This is a genomic window from Amycolatopsis acidiphila, assembly GCF_021391495.1.
Lineage (GTDB): Bacteria > Actinomycetota > Actinomycetes > Mycobacteriales > Pseudonocardiaceae > Amycolatopsis_E > Amycolatopsis_E acidiphila.
In genome coordinates this window covers 6,774,997-6,790,606 of the sequence record NZ_CP090063.1, presented here as the reverse complement: position 1 = coordinate 6,790,606, position 15,610 = coordinate 6,774,997, and the positions used below count along the sequence as shown (strand labels likewise).

19 protein-coding genes are annotated in these 15,610 nt (G+C 71.0%); 9 read left to right on the top strand and 10 right to left on the bottom strand.

Annotation, left to right across the window (positions count from 1 at the left end; translation table 11 throughout):
- Positions 1 to 269: 269 nt before the first annotated feature.
- A complete protein-coding gene (rsgA, locus tag LWP59_RS33180) occupies positions 270 to 1,259 on the bottom strand; it encodes a ribosome small subunit-dependent GTPase A (protein ID WP_144643047.1) in 990 nt (329 codons plus the stop codon).
- A 94-nt stretch (positions 1,260 to 1,353) separates the two neighbouring features.
- Between rsgA and LWP59_RS33175 the strand changes: the two genes are divergently transcribed.
- The gene (locus LWP59_RS33175; protein ID WP_144643048.1) at positions 1,354 to 2,109 is read left to right on the top strand and encodes an SOS response-associated peptidase; all 756 of its coding nucleotides are present in this window, start codon (positions 1,354 to 1,356) and stop codon (positions 2,107 to 2,109) included.
- The gene (locus tag LWP59_RS33170) at positions 2,106 to 2,714 is read left to right on the top strand and encodes an alpha/beta hydrolase family protein (RefSeq protein WP_144643049.1); all 609 of its coding nucleotides are present in this window, start codon (positions 2,106 to 2,108) and stop codon (positions 2,712 to 2,714) included. The genes LWP59_RS33175 and LWP59_RS33170 overlap by 4 nt, the downstream gene beginning before the upstream one ends.
- Here the strand turns inward: LWP59_RS33170 and ybaK are convergent.
- Positions 2,711 to 3,187, bottom strand: coding sequence for a Cys-tRNA(Pro) deacylase (ybaK, locus tag LWP59_RS33165; RefSeq protein WP_144643050.1), 477 nt, complete (start codon positions 3,185 to 3,187; stop codon positions 2,711 to 2,713). The genes LWP59_RS33170 and ybaK overlap by 4 nt on opposite strands.
- Positions 3,188 to 3,392: 205 nt before the next feature.
- On the opposite strand from ybaK, the gene LWP59_RS33160 reads away from it, so the two are divergent.
- Both LWP59_RS33160 and rsrA read left to right on the top strand, forming a co-directional pair.
- Positions 3,393 to 4,031, top strand: coding sequence for a sigma-70 family RNA polymerase sigma factor (locus tag LWP59_RS33160; protein WP_186383448.1), 639 nt, complete (start codon positions 3,393 to 3,395; stop codon positions 4,029 to 4,031).
- The gene (gene rsrA, locus LWP59_RS33155; protein WP_144643051.1) at positions 4,028 to 4,348 is read left to right on the top strand and encodes a mycothiol system anti-sigma-R factor; all 321 of its coding nucleotides are present in this window, start codon (positions 4,028 to 4,030) and stop codon (positions 4,346 to 4,348) included. The genes LWP59_RS33160 and rsrA overlap by 4 nt, the downstream gene beginning before the upstream one ends.
- A 57-nt stretch (positions 4,349 to 4,405) precedes the next feature.
- Here the strand turns inward: rsrA and LWP59_RS41260 are convergent, their stop codons facing one another.
- Positions 4,406 to 4,480, bottom strand: a complete 75-nt coding sequence (locus LWP59_RS41260; RefSeq protein ID WP_098515123.1) for a 50S ribosomal protein bL37 — start codon at positions 4,478 to 4,480, stop codon at positions 4,406 to 4,408.
- Between the two features lie 234 nt (positions 4,481 to 4,714).
- Here LWP59_RS41260 and LWP59_RS33150 point away from each other — a divergent pair, with 234 nt between their 5' ends.
- Positions 4,715 to 6,220, top strand: a complete 1,506-nt coding sequence (locus LWP59_RS33150) for a sensor histidine kinase (protein WP_144643053.1) — start codon at positions 4,715 to 4,717, stop codon at positions 6,218 to 6,220.
- A gap of 249 nt (positions 6,221 to 6,469) precedes the next feature.
- Here LWP59_RS33150 and LWP59_RS33145 read toward each other — a convergent pair whose 3' ends face one another.
- Both LWP59_RS33145 and LWP59_RS33140 read right to left on the bottom strand, forming a co-directional pair.
- Complete coding sequence (locus LWP59_RS33145; protein WP_091513803.1) at positions 6,470 to 6,724, bottom strand: WhiB family transcriptional regulator; 255 nt, start codon at positions 6,722 to 6,724, stop codon at positions 6,470 to 6,472.
- A gap of 284 nt (positions 6,725 to 7,008) precedes the next feature.
- Positions 7,009 to 7,923, bottom strand: coding sequence for a diacylglycerol/lipid kinase family protein (locus tag LWP59_RS33140; RefSeq protein ID WP_144643071.1), 915 nt, complete (start codon positions 7,921 to 7,923; stop codon positions 7,009 to 7,011).
- A gap of 263 nt (positions 7,924 to 8,186) precedes the next feature.
- On the opposite strand from LWP59_RS33140, the gene LWP59_RS33135 reads away from it, so the two are divergent.
- The gene (locus LWP59_RS33135) at positions 8,187 to 8,666 is read left to right on the top strand and encodes a hypothetical protein (protein WP_144643054.1); all 480 of its coding nucleotides are present in this window, start codon (positions 8,187 to 8,189) and stop codon (positions 8,664 to 8,666) included.
- Positions 8,667 to 8,689: 23 nt separating this feature from the next.
- On the opposite strand, the gene LWP59_RS33130 is transcribed toward LWP59_RS33135, so the two are convergent.
- From LWP59_RS33130 to LWP59_RS33120, 3 genes are read right to left on the bottom strand one after another with little or no spacing between them, the layout of a single operon-like run.
- Positions 8,690 to 9,787 (bottom strand): DUF2332 domain-containing protein, encoded by a 1,098-nt coding sequence (locus LWP59_RS33130; protein ID WP_144643055.1) that lies wholly within the window; start codon positions 9,785 to 9,787, stop codon positions 8,690 to 8,692.
- A gap of 34 nt (positions 9,788 to 9,821) precedes the next feature.
- Positions 9,822 to 10,304 carry a GNAT family N-acetyltransferase gene (locus tag LWP59_RS33125; protein ID WP_144643056.1) on the bottom strand — a complete coding sequence of 161 codons (483 nt, stop codon included), beginning with the start codon at positions 10,302 to 10,304 and terminating at the stop codon, positions 9,822 to 9,824.
- A gap of 11 nt (positions 10,305 to 10,315) precedes the next feature.
- Positions 10,316 to 10,897, bottom strand: coding sequence for an acid phosphatase (locus LWP59_RS33120; protein ID WP_144643057.1), 582 nt, complete (start codon positions 10,895 to 10,897; stop codon positions 10,316 to 10,318).
- Positions 10,898 to 10,954: 57 nt separating this feature from the next.
- On the opposite strand from LWP59_RS33120, the gene LWP59_RS33115 reads away from it, so the two are divergent.
- Positions 10,955 to 11,425, top strand: a complete 471-nt coding sequence (locus LWP59_RS33115; RefSeq protein WP_144643058.1) for a hotdog fold domain-containing protein — start codon at positions 10,955 to 10,957, stop codon at positions 11,423 to 11,425.
- Here the strand turns inward: LWP59_RS33115 and LWP59_RS33110 are convergent.
- Entirely contained in the window at positions 11,419 to 12,042 is a 624-nt protein-coding gene (locus LWP59_RS33110) for a hypothetical protein (protein ID WP_144643059.1), read from the bottom strand. The genes LWP59_RS33115 and LWP59_RS33110 overlap by 7 nt on opposite strands.
- Before the next feature lie 52 nt (positions 12,043 to 12,094).
- On the bottom strand, positions 12,095 to 12,694 hold the full coding sequence (locus LWP59_RS33105) for a dTDP-4-dehydrorhamnose 3,5-epimerase family protein (RefSeq protein WP_144643060.1): 600 nt from the start codon (positions 12,692 to 12,694) through the stop codon (positions 12,095 to 12,097).
- Positions 12,695 to 13,098: 404 nt separating this feature from the next.
- Between LWP59_RS33105 and LWP59_RS33100 the strand changes: the two genes are divergently transcribed.
- Together LWP59_RS33100 and LWP59_RS33095 are read left to right on the top strand one after the other, a co-directional pair.
- On the top strand, positions 13,099 to 14,274 hold the full coding sequence (locus tag LWP59_RS33100) for an NAD(P)-dependent malic enzyme (RefSeq protein ID WP_144643061.1): 1,176 nt from the start codon (positions 13,099 to 13,101) through the stop codon (positions 14,272 to 14,274).
- Positions 14,275 to 14,346: 72 nt separating this feature from the next.
- Complete coding sequence (locus LWP59_RS33095; RefSeq protein ID WP_144643062.1) at positions 14,347 to 15,426, top strand: ABC transporter ATP-binding protein; 1,080 nt, start codon at positions 14,347 to 14,349, stop codon at positions 15,424 to 15,426.
- Positions 15,427 to 15,610: the final 184 nt, after the last annotated feature.

The window sequence follows — 15,610 nt, the reverse complement described above, 5'->3', positions numbered from 1 at the left end:
GCTGGATGTACGTCGCGTTGTCCACGTACAGGACCTCCTCCTGGAGGGGACCCGAGTTCATGGACATCCGGATGGCGGTGTCGGCGCCGTCGAACCGGCCCTCGCCAGCGCGAGCGCGCCGACGGCCGGCAGGGATTTCCTCATGTTGAAGGCGCCGCCCATGATGACGCCCGTCAGCTGTTTTCCCGGGTCGGGAAGGCCCAGCAGCCGAGCACGCGGCCACCCTCCCCTCAGGTGCGGGTTCGCCTACGGCACGGACGAACAGGGCCTCATGTTTCCAGCCCGGCGCGGGACGCGAGGAGCCTTCGCAGGGATTGCAGCCGTCGCGTTGCCGGCACCTGGTCGAGCATGCAGTCCGGGTCCTCGGGCGCCCCGAGGTGGCCGCAGCCCGGCGGGCACTCCTCGGCCGCCTCGGCGAACTCGGGGAACGCCGAGACGATGTCGTCGGCGGTGATGTGGGCAAGGCCGAAGGACCGCACGCCGGGAGTGTCGATCACCCAGCCGCCGTCCGGCAGCGGCAGCGCGACCGCCGCGACGGACGTGTGCCGGCCCTTGCCCACCGCGCTGACCGCGCCGGTCGCCAGCGCGGCGGCGGGCACCAGCCGGTTCACCAGTGTCGACTTGCCGACACCGGAGTGGCCGACGAGGGCGGAGATCCGGCCGCTGACGGTGTCGGTGAGGGGGAGCGAGTCCTCGTCGTGCCTGGTGACCAGCGCGGGGACGTCCAGGTCGGCGTAGCGGGCCAGCAGCTCGTCCGGGTCCGCGAGGTCCGCCTTGGTCAGGCACAGGATCGGCCGCAGCCCGCCGGCGAAGCACGCGACCAGGCAGCGGTCGATGAACCCCGTGCGCGGCGGCGGGTCGGCGAGCGCGGCCACGATGAGCAGCTGCTCGGCGTTGGCGACGACGATCCGTTCGTAGGGGTCGGTGTCGTCGGCCGTGCGGCGCAGCACGCTGGAACGCTCCTCGACCCGCACGATCCGGGCGAGCGTGTCCGCTTTGCCGCTCACGTCCCCGACGATCCCCACCTGGTCGCCCACGACCACCGGGGTGCGGCCCAGCTCGCGGGCGCGCATCGCGGTCACGACCTGGGCAGGATCGCCGCCCACCGCGCAGGTCCAGCGGCCCCGGTCGACGGCGATCACCATGGCGGCGACGGCGTCGGCGTGCTCGGGACGGCGCTTGCTGCGGGGGCGGGAACCGCGCCCTGGGCGCACCCGGACGTCGCTTTCGTCGAGCTTGCGCCAGTCCCTGCCTGCCAAACCGGGCTCCCCTCATGAGGATGTGTCTCAGCACGATGATCCCTGATGTGTGTCACGATGGATGCTTCAGTACCGGCGTGAAGGAGTGGGCCAGATGTGTGGCCGCTATGCCGCGACGAAGAATCCCGCGGCTCTGGTGAGTGAGTTCGACGCGGTGGACGAGACGGACGGGCAGGCCCGCGACGCCGACTACAACGTCGCGCCCACCAAGAACGTGGTCACCGTCGTGCAGCGCCACCCCCGTGACGCCGACGGGCTCGTGCTCGACGAGGAGCCCGCCGTGCGCAGCCTGCGGGTGATGCGCTGGGGGCTGGTGCCGTTCTGGGCGAAGGACCCGTCGGTGGGCAACCGCATGATCAACACCCGCGCGGAGACGGCCACCGAGAAGCCGGCGTTCAAGAAGGCGCTCGCGAAGCGCCGCTGCCTGGTGCCCGCCGACGGCTGGTACGAGTGGCGCAAGACCGACGGGAAGAAGGAGCCGTTCTTCATGACCGGCGAGGACCTCGCGTTCGCCGGCATCTGGGAGAGCTGGCGTGACAAGAAGGATCCCGACGCCGGTCCGCTGATCACGTTCTCGATCATCACCACCGGCGCGATCGGCAGGCTGACCGACATCCACGACCGGATGCCGCTGCTGATGACGAAGGACAAGTGGGGGACCTGGCTCGACCCCGACCGCGACGAGGTCGGCGAGCTGCTCACCCCGCCGCGCGACCTGGTGGACACCCTCGAGCTGCGGCCGATCTCCGAGCGCGTCAACAACGTCCGCAACAACGGCCCCGAACTGCTCGACCGGGTGGAGGCCGGCCAGTCCGACCTCGACAGCGCCCTGTTCGAACTACCGAAATGACCCGGATCGAGATCCCGACCCCGCACGGGCCCGCACGCGCGGAGCTGCACTGCGCCGAGGAGGGCGCGGCGGTGCTGCTGCTCGGGCACGGTGCCGGCGGCGGGATCGAGGCGAAGGACCTGGTGGTGGCGACGCGGGCGGCGCAGGCCGTCGGCGTGGACGTGGCCTTGATCGAGCAGCCCTACCGGGTCGCCGGCCGTCGCGCCCCGGCGCCCGCGAAGCAGCTCGACACCGCCTGGCTGGCCGTCGCGGAGGAACTCGGCGAGCGGTTCGACGGGCTCCCGCAGGTGTTCGGCGGCCGGTCCTCGGGCGCCCGCGTCGCCTGCCGGACCGCGGCCGAGGGGCAGGCCGCCGCGGTGCTGTGCCTGGCGTTCCCCGAGCACCCGCCGGGCAAGCCGGAGAAGTCACGACAGGCCGAGCTGGACGCCGTCGAGGTGCCGACGCTGGTGATCCAGGGCGAGACCGACCCGTTCGGCCGCCCGAAGCCCGGCCCGCACCACGAGGTCATGGTCATCCCCGGCGCGCACGCGCTGGACAAGGACCTCGACGCGCTGTCCCGGACCACCTCGGAGTGGCTGACCAGGGTGCTGCGGCCGCACCTTTAACCGGCGATGGCCGCGACCGTCGCGTTCGTCAGGCGGATGAGGTCCGCGGGCGCCAGCTCCAGCTCCAGCCCCCGGCGGCCACCGGAGCAGAACACGGTGCCGAACGCCTCGGCCGACGAGTCGATCACGACCGGCAGCCGGCTGCGCTGCCCGATCGGGGAGATCCCGCCCAGCACGTACCCGGTGGCCCGTTGCGCGGCGGCGGGTTCGGCCAGCTTCGCCCGCTTCCCGCCGACCGCGGCGGCCAGCGCCTTGAGGTCGAGCTGACCGGTCACCGGCACCACGCCGACGGTGAGCTTGCCGTCGACGTCCGCGACGAGGGTCTTGAACACCCGGGCCGGCTCGACGCCCAGCGCCTCGGCCGCCTCCAGCCCGTACGACTCGTGCTTCGGATCGTGGTCGTAGGTGTGCAGCGTGTGTGCGACCTGCTGTTTCGCCAGCACCGCGGTCGCCGGGGTTCCCTTGCCTGCCATGGTCGTCGCAGCCTATGCGGTCGTTCACGAATCGGGGAATGACGCCCGCCGTGATCTCGTTAGCACCAATGTGATGACGAAACTTGCTCATCCCAGCGGCAGGATCCAGGACTTCACCCGTCCCGGTCAGCCCGCCGTGCCCGGCCAGCCCAAACCCGCCCGCGTATCCTCGAAGCTGTCCTACGCGCACGGGGAAGGGAAAGGTTTGCCGAGCACGCCGAACGACGCGACACCCGAGTCCGACGCTGTCCAGCAGGAGCAGGCGGACGAACGCACTGAGCGCTTCGAGCGGGACGCGATGCCGCTGCTGGACCAGCTGTACTCGGCTGCCATGCGGATGACCCGCAACCCGGCGGACGCCGAGGACCTGGTGCAGGAGACATACCTCAAGGCGTACGGTGCGTTCGCTTCCTTCAAGGAGGGCACGAACCTCAAGGCCTGGATGTACCGCATCCTGACCAACACCTACATCAACGGCTATCGCAAGCGCCAGCGGCAGCCGGTGCAGCAGCCGACCGAGGAGATCACCGACTGGCAGATCGCCCAGGCGGAGAGCCACACCTCGAGCGGGCTGCGCTCGGCCGAGGTCGAGGCCATGGACCGGCTGCCCGACAGCGACGTCAAGCAGGCGCTGCAGCAGCTGCCGGAGGAGTTCCGCCTGGCGGTATACCTTGCCGACGTCGAGGGATTCGCCTACAAGGAAATCGCCGAGATCATGGAAACTCCGATCGGCACCGTGATGTCCCGGCTGCACCGGGGCCGCGCTCAGCTGCGCAACCTGCTGGCCGACGTCGCACGCGAGCGTGGCTTCATCCGGGGCGCTCAGCAGGAGGTGGCGCAGTGAACCCGCTCGAGTCCGAATCCGGCAACGACAAGGTCCATTGCGAGGAGGCACTGGCGGAGATCTACCTGCTCCTGGACCGCGAGTGCAGTCCGGAGCGGGACGCGGAGCTGCGGCGGCACATCGACGACTGCCCGCCGTGTCTCGAGGAGTACGGCATCGACGAGCAGCTCAAGCAGCTGCTGGCCCGCAAGTGCGGCGGTGACCTGGCGCCGGCGGAGCTGAAGCAGAAGCTGCGCGCCTCGATCCGCAAGACGGTGCAGGTGCACGGCGGAGTGACCGTCGAGCGCACCGAGGTCAGCATCGAACGGCGCGACTGACCCCACAGAACGTGAGAAAGGCCCCGGCCGGTGCCGGGGCCTTTCGCGCGCCTGTGCTCAGGCGTTGGGCTTCTTGCCGTGGTTCGCGCCGTTCTTCTTCCGGTCGCGACGCTTACGGGCACGCTTCGACATGTCTGCTCCTCGGGTATTGCTTGCTCCCTCCAGTGTGGCAGGCGCCGCCCGGCCTGTGCCGACCCGGTCCGCTCTGGTTGTATGGCAGCGATACCCCTGTTCGCCGGAAGGACCGCCGGGATGGCCGAGGAGATCGGCGCCAAGGTGCTGCAGGTCGTCCCGAAAAAGGGCGCTGACCTGCATCGGTCACACGGTCGTGCTGCCGGCGACCTGCTCGCCGTAGTGGAGTGATCCTTGTCCACACTTTCCGACCTGCTCGCCGAGAACACCGGCCTGTCCGGTGAGGCCGCGGACCACCTGCAGGCAGTGGTGGCCGAATGGCAGCTGCTCGCGGACCTGTCGTTCGCGGACTTCCTGCTGTGGGTGCCCGTCTCGCCGGAGCTGACCGGGCAGGGCGGTGACTTCGTCTGCGTCGCGCAGGCCCGGCCGACCACCGCGCCGACAGCGCATCCGGAGGACGTCGTCGGCACCCGGTTCACCGTCGAGGAGCATCCGCAGCTGGCGCGCGCGATCCGCGAGGTGCGCATCTGCCGCGAGGAGGACCCGCACTGGTACCGCGACCTGCCGATGCGGCGGGAGGCGGTGCCCGTCACCTTCGCCGGGACCGTCATCGCGGTGCTCAGCCGCGAGACGAACCTGGCCGCGCCCCGGGTGCCCAGCCCGCTGGAGGTCGCGTACCTGGGCAGCGCGGGTGACCTGTGCCAGATGATCGCGGACGGGACGTTCCCCAGCCCCGACTCGCAGAGCGACGTGCACACCAGTCCTCGCGTCGGCGACGGCCTGATCAGGCTGGACGCGGGCGGCAACGTCGTGTTCGCGAGCCCCAACGGGCTCTCGGCGTACCACCGGATGGGGCACGAGGCCGATCTCGTCGGCACCAGGCTCGCCCCGCTGACCCGCTCGCTGATCCGCGACCCGTTCGACGCCACCGAGGTCGCGCACCGGATCCTGGACGCGCTGGACGGCAAACCGGGCAGCCGCACGGAGGCGGACTCGCGTCGCGGGGCCGTCGTGCTCTTCCGCGCGCTGCCGCTGCGGCCGCACGGCCGGCCCGCGGGGGCGCTGGTGCTGGTGCGGGACGTGACCGAGGTGAAGCGGCGCGACAGGGCGCTCCTGTCGAAGGACGCGACGATCCGCGAGATCCACCACCGCGTGAAGAACAACCTGCAGACCGTGGCCGCGTTGCTGCGCCTGCAGTCCCGCCGCACGGCGAGCGAGGAGGCGCGGCTGGCACTGACCGAGTCGGTGCGCCGGGTCGCGTCGATCGCGATGGTGCACGAGGCGCTGTCGGTGTCGGTCGACGAGCGGGTCGACCTGGATCAGCTGCTGGACAAGGTGCTGCCGATGGTCGGCGAGGTCGCCACGGCCGAGTCGCGGGTGAGCATCAAGCGCACCGGGTCGTTCGGCGTGGTGGTGGCCGAGATCGCGACGCCGCTGGTGATGGTGCTGGCGGAGCTGGTGCAGAACGCGGTGGAGCACGCTTTCCCGGACGGACGGCCGGGCAAGGTGGAGATCGCGGTGTCCCGCTCGGCGCGGTGGCTGGACGTGCTGATCCGCGACAACGGGCGCGGGCTGCCGTCGGGCTTTTCGCTGGAGCGGGCGGACGGGCTGGGCCTGCAGATCGTGCGGACGCTCATCGAGTCCGAGCTGCGCGGTTCGCTCTCGCTCCGCGGCCTGCGCGAGGGCGAGACGCGCGGCACCGAGGCCGCCCTGCGCATCCCCCTGAGCCGCCGGCTGTAGGTCCACGCGGGCTGCACGGGCGCGGTGGCCGGGCCGGGCAGCGGGCAGCGTCGACGGCGGCGGGGGCACGCAGAACGGCGAGTTCGAGTGACCCCCTACCAAGCACCGAACCCCGGACACGTCAAAGGGCCGGTACCTAAATAGCTGGTACCGGCCCTTAAGACGTTCGGTGGTGGACTCGAGAGTCCGGTGCGGGCTTCCTGCGGGACCCGGTGCAGGGGTCCGCGAAGCCTCGCCGTATCGTTTGGTTCAGGCGTTGCTACGCGTGCCAATGTGAGCGCGGCGGCGCTTGAGGGCGCGACGCTCGTCCTCGCTCATACCGCCCCACACGCCGGCGTCCTGCCCGCTGGCCAAAGCCCAGGCCAGGCAGTCGGAAGCGACGGTGCAGCGGTGGCATACGGCCTTCGCCTCGGCGACCTGAAGCAGAGCGGGACCGCTGTTTCCCACCGGGAAGAACAGCTCCGGGTCCTCGTCTCGGCAGGCCGCGTCGTGGCGCCAGTCCATGTCTGTGAGCTCCTTCTAATGGGCGCAGTGTAATTGCGCCACAGTCGTCATGGCGGTCGTGTTTTTGGGTGCTTGTGAATGCTTTCACGAAGCACCGCTTTCGACAAGGGTTTTCTGGAGATCGGTGAGTCAGCTCACCTGGTCGGGCGACGCCGCTGACCTGCGGTTTCTCTCCGAAACGTCCTTCCCGGGGGAAGGACCGTGCGGTGAGCGGGGCGTTGGCGTCGATGAACGGCAACTTGCACTTTGCCGCGCACGATCACTTTTCGAGCCCCTCCGTGCGCTCACCCGCCGACCAGCACGGTCAGCGCATGTGGGACGCTGGTGAACTCGACCCGCGTCCGCTGGCCCACGGGATCTCCATCCACCTGGAAGTTTACCGGGTGCGGCGCGTCCACCCGCAGGCTCGGCAGGTCGTCGTACCGCACCAGCCGCCTGCCTCGTTGTTTCGCCTCCGCCCGCAGCGCCTGCCGCACGTGCCGGTAGACGGTCGGCAGCCCGAGACCGCGCAGCGCGAACAGGCCCAGCCCGGTGTCGAACGACGTGCCGGTGTTCAGGTGCACCGGGCGCGGGCCGAGGTAGCTCCAGGGATCGGTGTTCGAGACGAACGCGGTGCGCACCTCGACCGGCTTCTCGCCGGGCACGTGCAGCGTCAGCGGCTCCTTCCCGCGGGGCGGGCGGAAGTAGCAGGTGACCGCGGAGCGCATGTAGAGCAGGGCGTTCGTCTGCTTGCCCCGCCGGTCGGCAACGGCCGCGACCACGTCGGCGTCCCAGCCGAGGCCCGCGTTGAAGGTGAACCAGCGGTCGCCGGCCCTGCCCAGCCCCACCGACCGGCTCTGCCCGCCTTCGATGGCGCGCAGCAGCTGGTGGGTGGCCTCCATCGGATCGCGAGAGATGCCCAGGGCACGCGCGAACACGTTCGCCGAGCCGCCGGGGACGACCCCGAGCGCCGGCAGATCGCCGGGACCGTCCTCGAGCAGGCCGTTCACGACCTCGTTGACGGTGCCGTCGCCGCCGTGCGCGACGACCAGGTCGATGCCCTCCCGCGCCGCGCCCCGCGCCACGGCGAGGGCGTGCCCGCGGTAGTCGGTCTCGACCACCTCGAGCTTCACCTGGCTCGCCAGTGCGTGAGCCAGCACGTCACGGCCACCAGCCGTGGTGGAGGTGGCCTGAGGGTTGACGACGAGGATCGCGCGCACATCCGCAGGGTAGGTCACCCGCCGCTGCACCGGCGGGGTGCGGAGTGCCAAGTCACGCCGAACAGATCCGAGTGCCGGGCAGACCTCCCATCGCTCACACAGCGCCGCTCGTCGTGACAAGTGCACCCGGGCCGACCGCCCGCTCGCCGACGACACTCAGATCTTGACCCGAGTGGCCGCGGTTCGAAAACGGCCGACCGGGTGGCATACGATCGACGGTGTTCACACAAGGTCACCGACCGCAGGTGGAAGGCGTTTTCCCCGTGTCGATCGCAGACAAGATCGCTCCGGCGCCGCGCGAGGTCCGGCTCGCCGGGGCCGTGACCGCGCTGCCGGGCCTGGGTCTGCTGGTGTTCGGCATCGTGCTGCCGGCCGCCTCCGGCAACTCCGACGCGCCCCGCAACAACGTCCTCGCCGAGGCGGGGTTCTACGTCGTGTTCGCGCTGGCCGTGCTCGGCTGCGCCGCCGCGCTCGCGATGGGGCACACCTGGGCGCGCTCGCCGGGGGTGGTGACGGCGCTGCTCACCGCGGGCGTGGGCTGGTACCTCGCCGGCCCGTCCGGCCTGCCGGGGCCCGGGGTGCCGACCATCTTGCTCGGGCTGCTGATCCTGGTGCTGCTGTTCCGGCAGCCGTCACGGGCGTGGGCGCTCGGGCAGCAGCCCGGGGAGAGCGAGGAGGAGGCTGCCGAGCGGGGCGGCCTGGAGGGCCGCGCCGCCGAGCGCGAGAAGAAGGAGCGGAACTAGCCCTCGCGGTCGTGGACGGGGCACTAGGAGTCCGCCAGCCACGCCAGCAACCGGCCCCGCGACCAGCAGCGGCCGATGGCCTCGGCGCGCAGGACCGGGCCGTCGAACACCGCCAGGCCGATGGTGCTGTGGCCGGAGGCGCGGCGATCGCCGAGTGTCGGGATCGCCGGCGCGACTCCGACCCCCTCCGCTGACACCCACGCCACCGCCCGGCCGAGCGCCGCTTCGTCGAGGCGGTGCAGGAAGCGCAGGCGCCTCTCGAGTGGGAGGTGCGACAGCGCCCACGTCGTGGTGACGACAGGCAGCGCGTCCGGGGGCACCCGGGCGAAGGCGTCGGGCAGCACCTCGACGGCGTCGCCTCGCAGCAGCAGCGGAGGGGCCGTCACCGCCAACGCCATCTCCGCTTCGAGCCTCGCGACCCGCTCCGGCTGATCCGGGCACAGGCAGGCGCGCAACCACCGGGCATCGTCCGCGTCGGTCACGTCGACCGGATCGAGGTCGATGCCGACCCGGGCGACCACCTCGGGCATCGCCCGCGTCGGGACGGGCCGGTCTCCCACGATCGAAGACGACAGCTGCACCGGAGAGGACGGGTCGCCCAGCGATTGTCCGTTGCCGTAGGTGATGCCGATGCGATCGACATTGAGGTTGAGCCCGGCCGAACAGCCCACGTCGATCAGCCCGACGGCGTTCGCGTCCACCCGGCGCGCCGCCTCGGCAATGGCCGGGTACAGCACCGCGCCGCGTCCCGTCTCGTTGGCCCGCGGCGGCCGGCGCACGGCGACGGCCACGACCGAGTCGGTCATTCGCAGCAGCGTGTCGACCGCCGCGCGAGCGGCAGCGTCGCCGTCCGCAGCGGCGTAGGCCGCGGCGAGCGCCGGGGCGCGTCCGGCGAGGGCGAGGTCGTGCAGCGCGGCGAGGATCACCGTGGGATGCCGCTTGCGCGCCGGCGCCCCCTCGATGGCGCGCAGCGCCTCGTCGGACTCACTCAGGGCGACGGCGACGCGCTCGTACAGCGGCGACGTGCCGGCGGCGTCGACCTCGCCGAAGTGCCGGTACACCTGAGCGAGCGTGCGGGCCCTGCCCACGGGTGCGGCGCTTCCTGCGGTCGGCCCTGGCATTCCCACGACCCTAGCCGCGATCCGCAACCGGTCTCTAGACGGTTTTCGCCAGTTTGTCGAGGGCGGTGTCGGTGAGGCGGTAGACGGTCCACTCATCCATCGGGAGCGCGCCCAGGGACTTGTAGAAGCCCGTGGCCGGGTTCCAGTCGAGCACCGACCACTCCAGTCGCTGGTAGCCCTGGTCGACGCACTCCTTCGCCAGCGTCGCCAGCAGGGCCTTCCCGAGACCCGAGCCGCGCAGCTCCGGCCGGACGTAGAGGTCCTCCAGGTAGATCCCGTGCACGCCGCGCCAGGTGGAGAAGTTGAGGAACCAGATCGCGAAGCCCACGATCCGCCCGTCCTCCTCGGCGACGTGACCGAACACCGCGGGCGAGTCGCCGAACAGCGCGACCCGCAGCTTCTCCGCGGTCAGGCGGCACTCCGCCGGCGCCTTCTCGTAGGCGGCGAGGTCGTGCACGAGCTGCACGAGGCTGTCCACATCGGACTCACGGACGCGGCGGATGCGGGTGTCGGCCAAGGGAACCCTCTCTACGACGGCGGGATGTTGAGGTGCTCGATCTTGGGCTCGCCCCGCTCGTCGCCCAGCACCGAGACCCCGGCCGGGTCGAGTCCGAAGTGGACTCCGGCGGTGGCGGGCAGGCCCAGCCAGCGGGCCACGAGGACCCGGCTGAAGTGCCCGTGCCCGACGAGGATGACCTCGGCGTCGGCGAGTGCGGCGCGCACCCGTTCGAGGAGCCTATCGGCTCTGGCGGCGACCTGTGCGGCGGTTTCCCCGCCCGGGAGCGGCCCCTGCCACACCGTCCAGTCCGGCACCGTCTCGCGGATCTCCGCTGTCGTGACGCCCTCGTACTCGCCGTAGTCCCACTCGGCGAGGTCCTCGGTGGTCTCGTTGACGACGAGGCCCGCCAGTTCGGCGGTGCGGACCGCGCGCTGCCGCGGACTGCTCACCACCAGCGCGGGGCCTTTGCGCAGGCTGCTCAGCGTCAGCCCGGCGGCCCTGGCCTGGTTCTCGCCGGCCGCGGTGAGCGGGATATCCGTGCGTCCGGTGTGCCGGCCGTTCACCGACCACTCGGTCTGGCCGTGCCGGAGGAGGAAGAGCTCGTGATCCACGGTTGCGAACATAGCAACCCCTCTGCTTTGCTACTGGCCAGTAATAAAGGAGTGCTGATGACCCAGACCCTCGCGATGTGGTCGAAGCTCGCCGGGCTGCCCGGCGGGAAGCGACTGTTCTCGGCCGCGGTTTCGCTGCGTGCGCCCTATTTCCGGACGGTGCTGCCGGCCGTGCGCGAGCTGCGGCCCGGGCACTGCGCGGTGACCGCGCCGAAATGGTGGGGTGTGCGCAACCACATCGGGACCTTTCACGCGATCGCGGCGTGCAATCTCGCCGAGATCGCCATGGGCATGCTCGCCGAGGCGACCGTGCCGGACACCCACCGCTGGCTGCCGAAGGGCATGACGGTGGCGTACGTGGCGAAGGCGGAGACGAGCCTGCGGGCGGTCGCGGAGCTGCCGGAGATCCCGGAGTTCGGGGACGCCGGGTTCGAGCTCCCCGTGCCGGTCACGGTCAGCGACAAGCACGGGAAGCCCGTGGTGACGGCGACGATCACCATCTGGGTCACCCGGAAGAAGGGTCAGTAGGACCGGAGTCGGACGTAGCTGGTCTGCTCGTACGAGGCCGCCGACGGCAGGCCGAGGCGATGGTCGAGGAGTGGTCCCAGCGGTCCGCATCCCGTCGTCGCGGGGAAGGTGAGCTGGTTGTCCGTCGTGCTGAACTTCAGCGTGAGCGGGCCGGTGGAGATGACCTCCGTGGGGCCGTCGGCCTGCAGCACGGAGTGGATCGGCGTGCTCGCACAACCGGGATGGAGCAGCGGGCCCTCGATTGCGGCGGTCAGGTCGATTGCGCCTTTGCGCTGATCGCTCGACTGGAAGTCCGAATAGCCCGCGTACCGCAGGCGGACCGAGGTGCCGGGAAGGCCGGGCAGGCGGGTCGGTTCGTCGCGCAGGGCACCGAAGGCCTGTGCGTACTCGCCGTCGAGCGTGCCCTCGGCGAACGTGAGCCGCATCGTGCCCAGGTCCAGGTCGCCGATCCGGCCGAAGGAGATTTTCGCCTGTGACACAAGGACTTCACACCGCCATTCGGCGGGGTCGGCTGCGGCGGGCAGCGACGGGCAGTCGCTGAAGTCGAACTGGGCGGGCGGCGCCGGGGCGAGCGTCAGTGCGGTCAGGCCGGCCGTGGCGAGGGCGAGGAACGTCATGGCGTCGAGCTTTTCGTCGATTGCCCTCGGCCGGTATCGGGAAGGCCCCTGGTTATTCCCTGAGCGTGGCGTAGTGCGCCTGGCAGGCCTCGTAGCCGGGCAGGAGGCCTGCCTCGCGCGCCTGGGCCAGCGTGGGCGCCGCAGTGTCCTTTTCGGACAAGATGGGCGGCAGGTCCGCCGGCCACGGCAGGCCGAGCTCGGGGTCGAGCGGGGTGATGCCGTGCTCGCCGCCCGGGTTGTAGCCGGTGGAGCACAGATACGCCATCGCGGTGTTCTCCTCGAGCGCGACGAACGCGTGCCCGAGGCCTTCGGCGAGGTAGACGGCGCGGAACTCGACCGAGTCGAGCCGTACGGCGTCCCACCGGCCGAACGTGGGCGAGCCCACGCGCAGGTCGACGATCACGTCCAGCAGCGCACCGCTCGGGCAGTACACGTACTTCGCCTGGCCGGGCGGGGTGTCGGCGAAGTGCACGCCGCGGATCGTGCCGCGCCGGGACACGCTGTGGTTGGTCTGGGCCAGCCGCAGCCGGTGCCCGACCGCCTCGACCAGCGCCGTTTCCTGGAAGGGCGCGACGAACAGGCCGCGATGGTCGGGAAACTGCTGCGGGGTGAACTCGTAGGCGTCCCGGACGGCCAGCTCACGAACCTTCATGCCCCGAATGTAGCGGCAACGCGAAGCGTTTCGGTTGAGGCGGTGGTGGGGAAGTGGCCGGCCGTAGCGAATGCCGTACCAAGCCGGACGGACGTCTTGTTATACCCCTGTTGACCAGCGTTTTTGTGATGTGAAACGCACCTCCCCACCACTGCCCGGGGTGGGCCTGTCAGACTGGGAGAACCGCCGCGTCCGCGGCCGTCGCCTCACCAAGGGCTGGGACGGCCGAACCGGACGCCTGGCCGGTAGGCGGCGCCACCGCGCCGGGCTGCCGAGCAGCAGGAGCCAGTTCACACTGGGGAATCGGGGATGGCCCGTGGCCGCCCCCGCTCGCAGTCCCGGGAGGGATTCCGACAATGACTCAAGCTCAGACGACGACTCAAGCTCAGACGACAGGGAACGCGATGCAGGACAACGACACGTCGCCGGTGACGGACGGCGAGATCTTCTCGGGCCACGAGGGCGGCAAGCTGTCCGTCGCCGCGGCCCGGCCGATCTCGCGGTTGCGCGACCTGTCGATCGCCTACACCCCGGGCGTGGCCAAGGTGAGCCGCGCCATCGCCGAGGACGCCTCGCTCGCCCAGCGCTACACCTGGGCCGACCGGCTGGTCGTCGTGGTCAGCGACGGCACCGCGGTGCTGGGCCTCGGCGACATCGGCGCGAGCGCGTCGCTGCCGGTCATGGAGGGCAAGTCGGTGCTGTTCAAGACGTTCGGCGGGCTCGACTCGATCCCGCTGGTGCTCGACACCACGGACGTCGACGAGATCGTCGAGACGCTGGTCCGGCTGCGCCCGTCGTTCGGCGCGGTCAACCTCGAGGACGTCGCCGCGCCGCGGTGCTTCGAGCTGGAGGACAAGCTCAAGGAGGCGCTGGACTGCCCGGTCATGCACGACGACCAGCACGGCACGGCGATCGTCACGCTCGCCGCGCTGCGCGGGGCGAACCTGGTGCTCGGCCGGGACATCGCGCAGCAGCGCGTGGTGATCTCCGGCGCCGGCGCGGCGGGTGTCGCGTGCGCGAAGATCCTGCAGGAGGCCGGGGTCGCCGACGTCACGGTGCTGGACTCGAAGGGCATCATCCACACCGGGCGGGACGGGCTGAACCCGATCAAGGAGAAGCTCGCCGCGGCGACGAACGCGGCCGGGCTGCGCGGCGGCCTTGCCGAAGCGCTGCGGGGCGCCGACGTGTTCCTCGGGCTGTCCGGCTCGACCATCGACGAGTCGCTGCTGGGCAGCATGGCCGACGAGTCGATCGTGTTCGCGCTGTCCAACCCGGACCCGGAGGTGCACCCGGCCGTCGCGGCGAAGTACGCGGCGATCGTCGCGACCGGGCGCAGTGACTTCCCGAACCAGATCAACAACGTGCTGGCCTTCCCGGGTGTCTTCCGCGGTGCCCTGGACGCGGGTGCGCGGGCGATCACGGAGAACATGAAGCTCGCCGCGGCGGACGCGATCGTCGCCGTCGCGCAGGACGACCTGGGCCCGGACCGCATCGTGCCGAGCCCGCTCGACCCGCGGGTCGCCCCCGAGGTCGCCGCTGCGGTCGCGAAGGCGGCGGTGGCAGACGGCGTCACGGGATAGGCTGTCGCGCAGGCTGTGCGGAACGGCCGGTCTCCCGCTCGGGAGGCCGGCCGTTCGTCGAAGGAGGCGCACGTGGGGATCGAGTTCCGGGGTGTCACCAAGCAATATCCGGGTGGCACGGTCGCGGTCGACGACCTCGACCTGACCGTCGAGGACGGCACGATCACCGTGCTCGTCGGCCCTTCGGGCTGCGGCAAGACCACCTCGCTGCGCATGATCAACCGGATGGTCGAGCCCACGTCGGGTGCCGTGCTGCTCGACGGCAAGGACGTGCGCGAGTCGGACCCGCCGGTGCTGCGGCGCGGAATCGGGTACGTCATCCAGAACGCGGGCCTGTTCCCGCATCGCACGGTGCTGGACAACGTCGCGACGGTGCCGCTGCTCTCGGGCTGGGGGAAGCGCAAGGCACGCGAGCGCGCGGCCGAGCTGCTGGAGACCGTCGGCCTGCCCGCGGAGCTCGGCAAGCGGTATCCCGCACAGCTTTCCGGTGGCCAGCAGCAGCGTGTGGGGGTCGCGCGCGCCCTCGCGGGCGACTCGCCCGTGCTGCTCATGGACGAGCCGTTCTCGGCCGTCGACCCGATCGTTCGGGAAGGGCTGCAGGACGAGCTGCTGCGGCTGCAGTCGCGGCTGGGCAAGACGATCGTGTTCGTCACGCACGACATCGACGAGGCCGTGCGCCTCGGCGACAAGGTGGCCGTGATGCGGGTGGGCGGAAAGCTCGCGCAGTACGGCACTCCGGCCGACGTGCTGCGTCATCCGGTGGACGACTTCGTGGCCTCGTTCGTGGGCCGTGACCGCGGTTACCGTGGTCTGTCCTTTGTGGATTCCGCGGGGGTGGAGGTCAAGGACGTGGCCACGATCGAGCTGGGCGAGTCGTTGGCCGGCCCGGTCGGCGACTGGCGGCTGGCGGTGAACGCCGAGCGCAAACCCCGCGGCTGGCTCGCGCCGGACTCCACTGTGGACGGCGCGCTGGCGGAGGCGGACCTCGTGGCAGGCGGGTCGCTGTACCAGCAGGGGACGGCGGTCCGGGGTGCGCTCGACGCCGCCCTGTCCTCGCCGGCAGGCCTCGGTGTCGTGGTCGACGACGACGGCCGGGTGGCCGGGGTGGTCACCGCGCGGCAGATCCTCGACGTCCTCGAGCACCAGGGCTGACGCTACTTTCGGCCGCGGCCGTTCGGCCGTTCGCGCTACGCCGGTCCATTGTGGCTGGTGTGACTGCTCGTCGACCTGGTGGAAGTCGCTCCTACTTTCGGCTGGAGCTGTTCGAGTGCCGACTCTTCCGGCACCGGGAATGTCCGTTTTACGCTCAGCGATGCATTCGCGAAGTGAATGCGTT

Bases quoted from the DNA above. Each gene is read 5' to 3' on its own strand.
- LWP59_RS33175 (WP_144643048.1), top strand. From the start codon at position 1,354: ATGTGTGGCCGCTATGCCGCGACGAAGAATCCCGCGGCTCTGGTGAGT.
- LWP59_RS33170 (WP_144643049.1), top strand. From the start codon at position 2,106: ATGACCCGGATCGAGATCCCGACCCCGCACGGGCCCGCACGCGCGGAG.
- ybaK (WP_144643050.1), bottom strand. From the start codon at position 3,187: ATGGCAGGCAAGGGAACCCCGGCGACCGCGGTGCTGGCGAAACAGCAG.
- LWP59_RS33145 (WP_091513803.1), bottom strand. From the start codon at position 6,724: ATGGACTGGCGCCACGACGCGGCCTGCCGAGACGAGGACCCGGAGCTG.
- LWP59_RS33130 (WP_144643055.1), bottom strand. From the start codon at position 9,787: ATGCCAGGGCCGACCGCAGGAAGCGCCGCACCCGTGGGCAGGGCCCGC.
- LWP59_RS33115 (WP_144643058.1), top strand. From the start codon at position 10,955: ATGACCCAGACCCTCGCGATGTGGTCGAAGCTCGCCGGGCTGCCCGGC.
- LWP59_RS33110 (WP_144643059.1), bottom strand. From the start codon at position 12,042: ATGACGTTCCTCGCCCTCGCCACGGCCGGCCTGACCGCACTGACGCTC.
- LWP59_RS33105 (WP_144643060.1), bottom strand. From the start codon at position 12,694: ATGAAGGTTCGTGAGCTGGCCGTCCGGGACGCCTACGAGTTCACCCCG.
- LWP59_RS33100 (WP_144643061.1), top strand. From the start codon at position 13,099: ATGCAGGACAACGACACGTCGCCGGTGACGGACGGCGAGATCTTCTCG.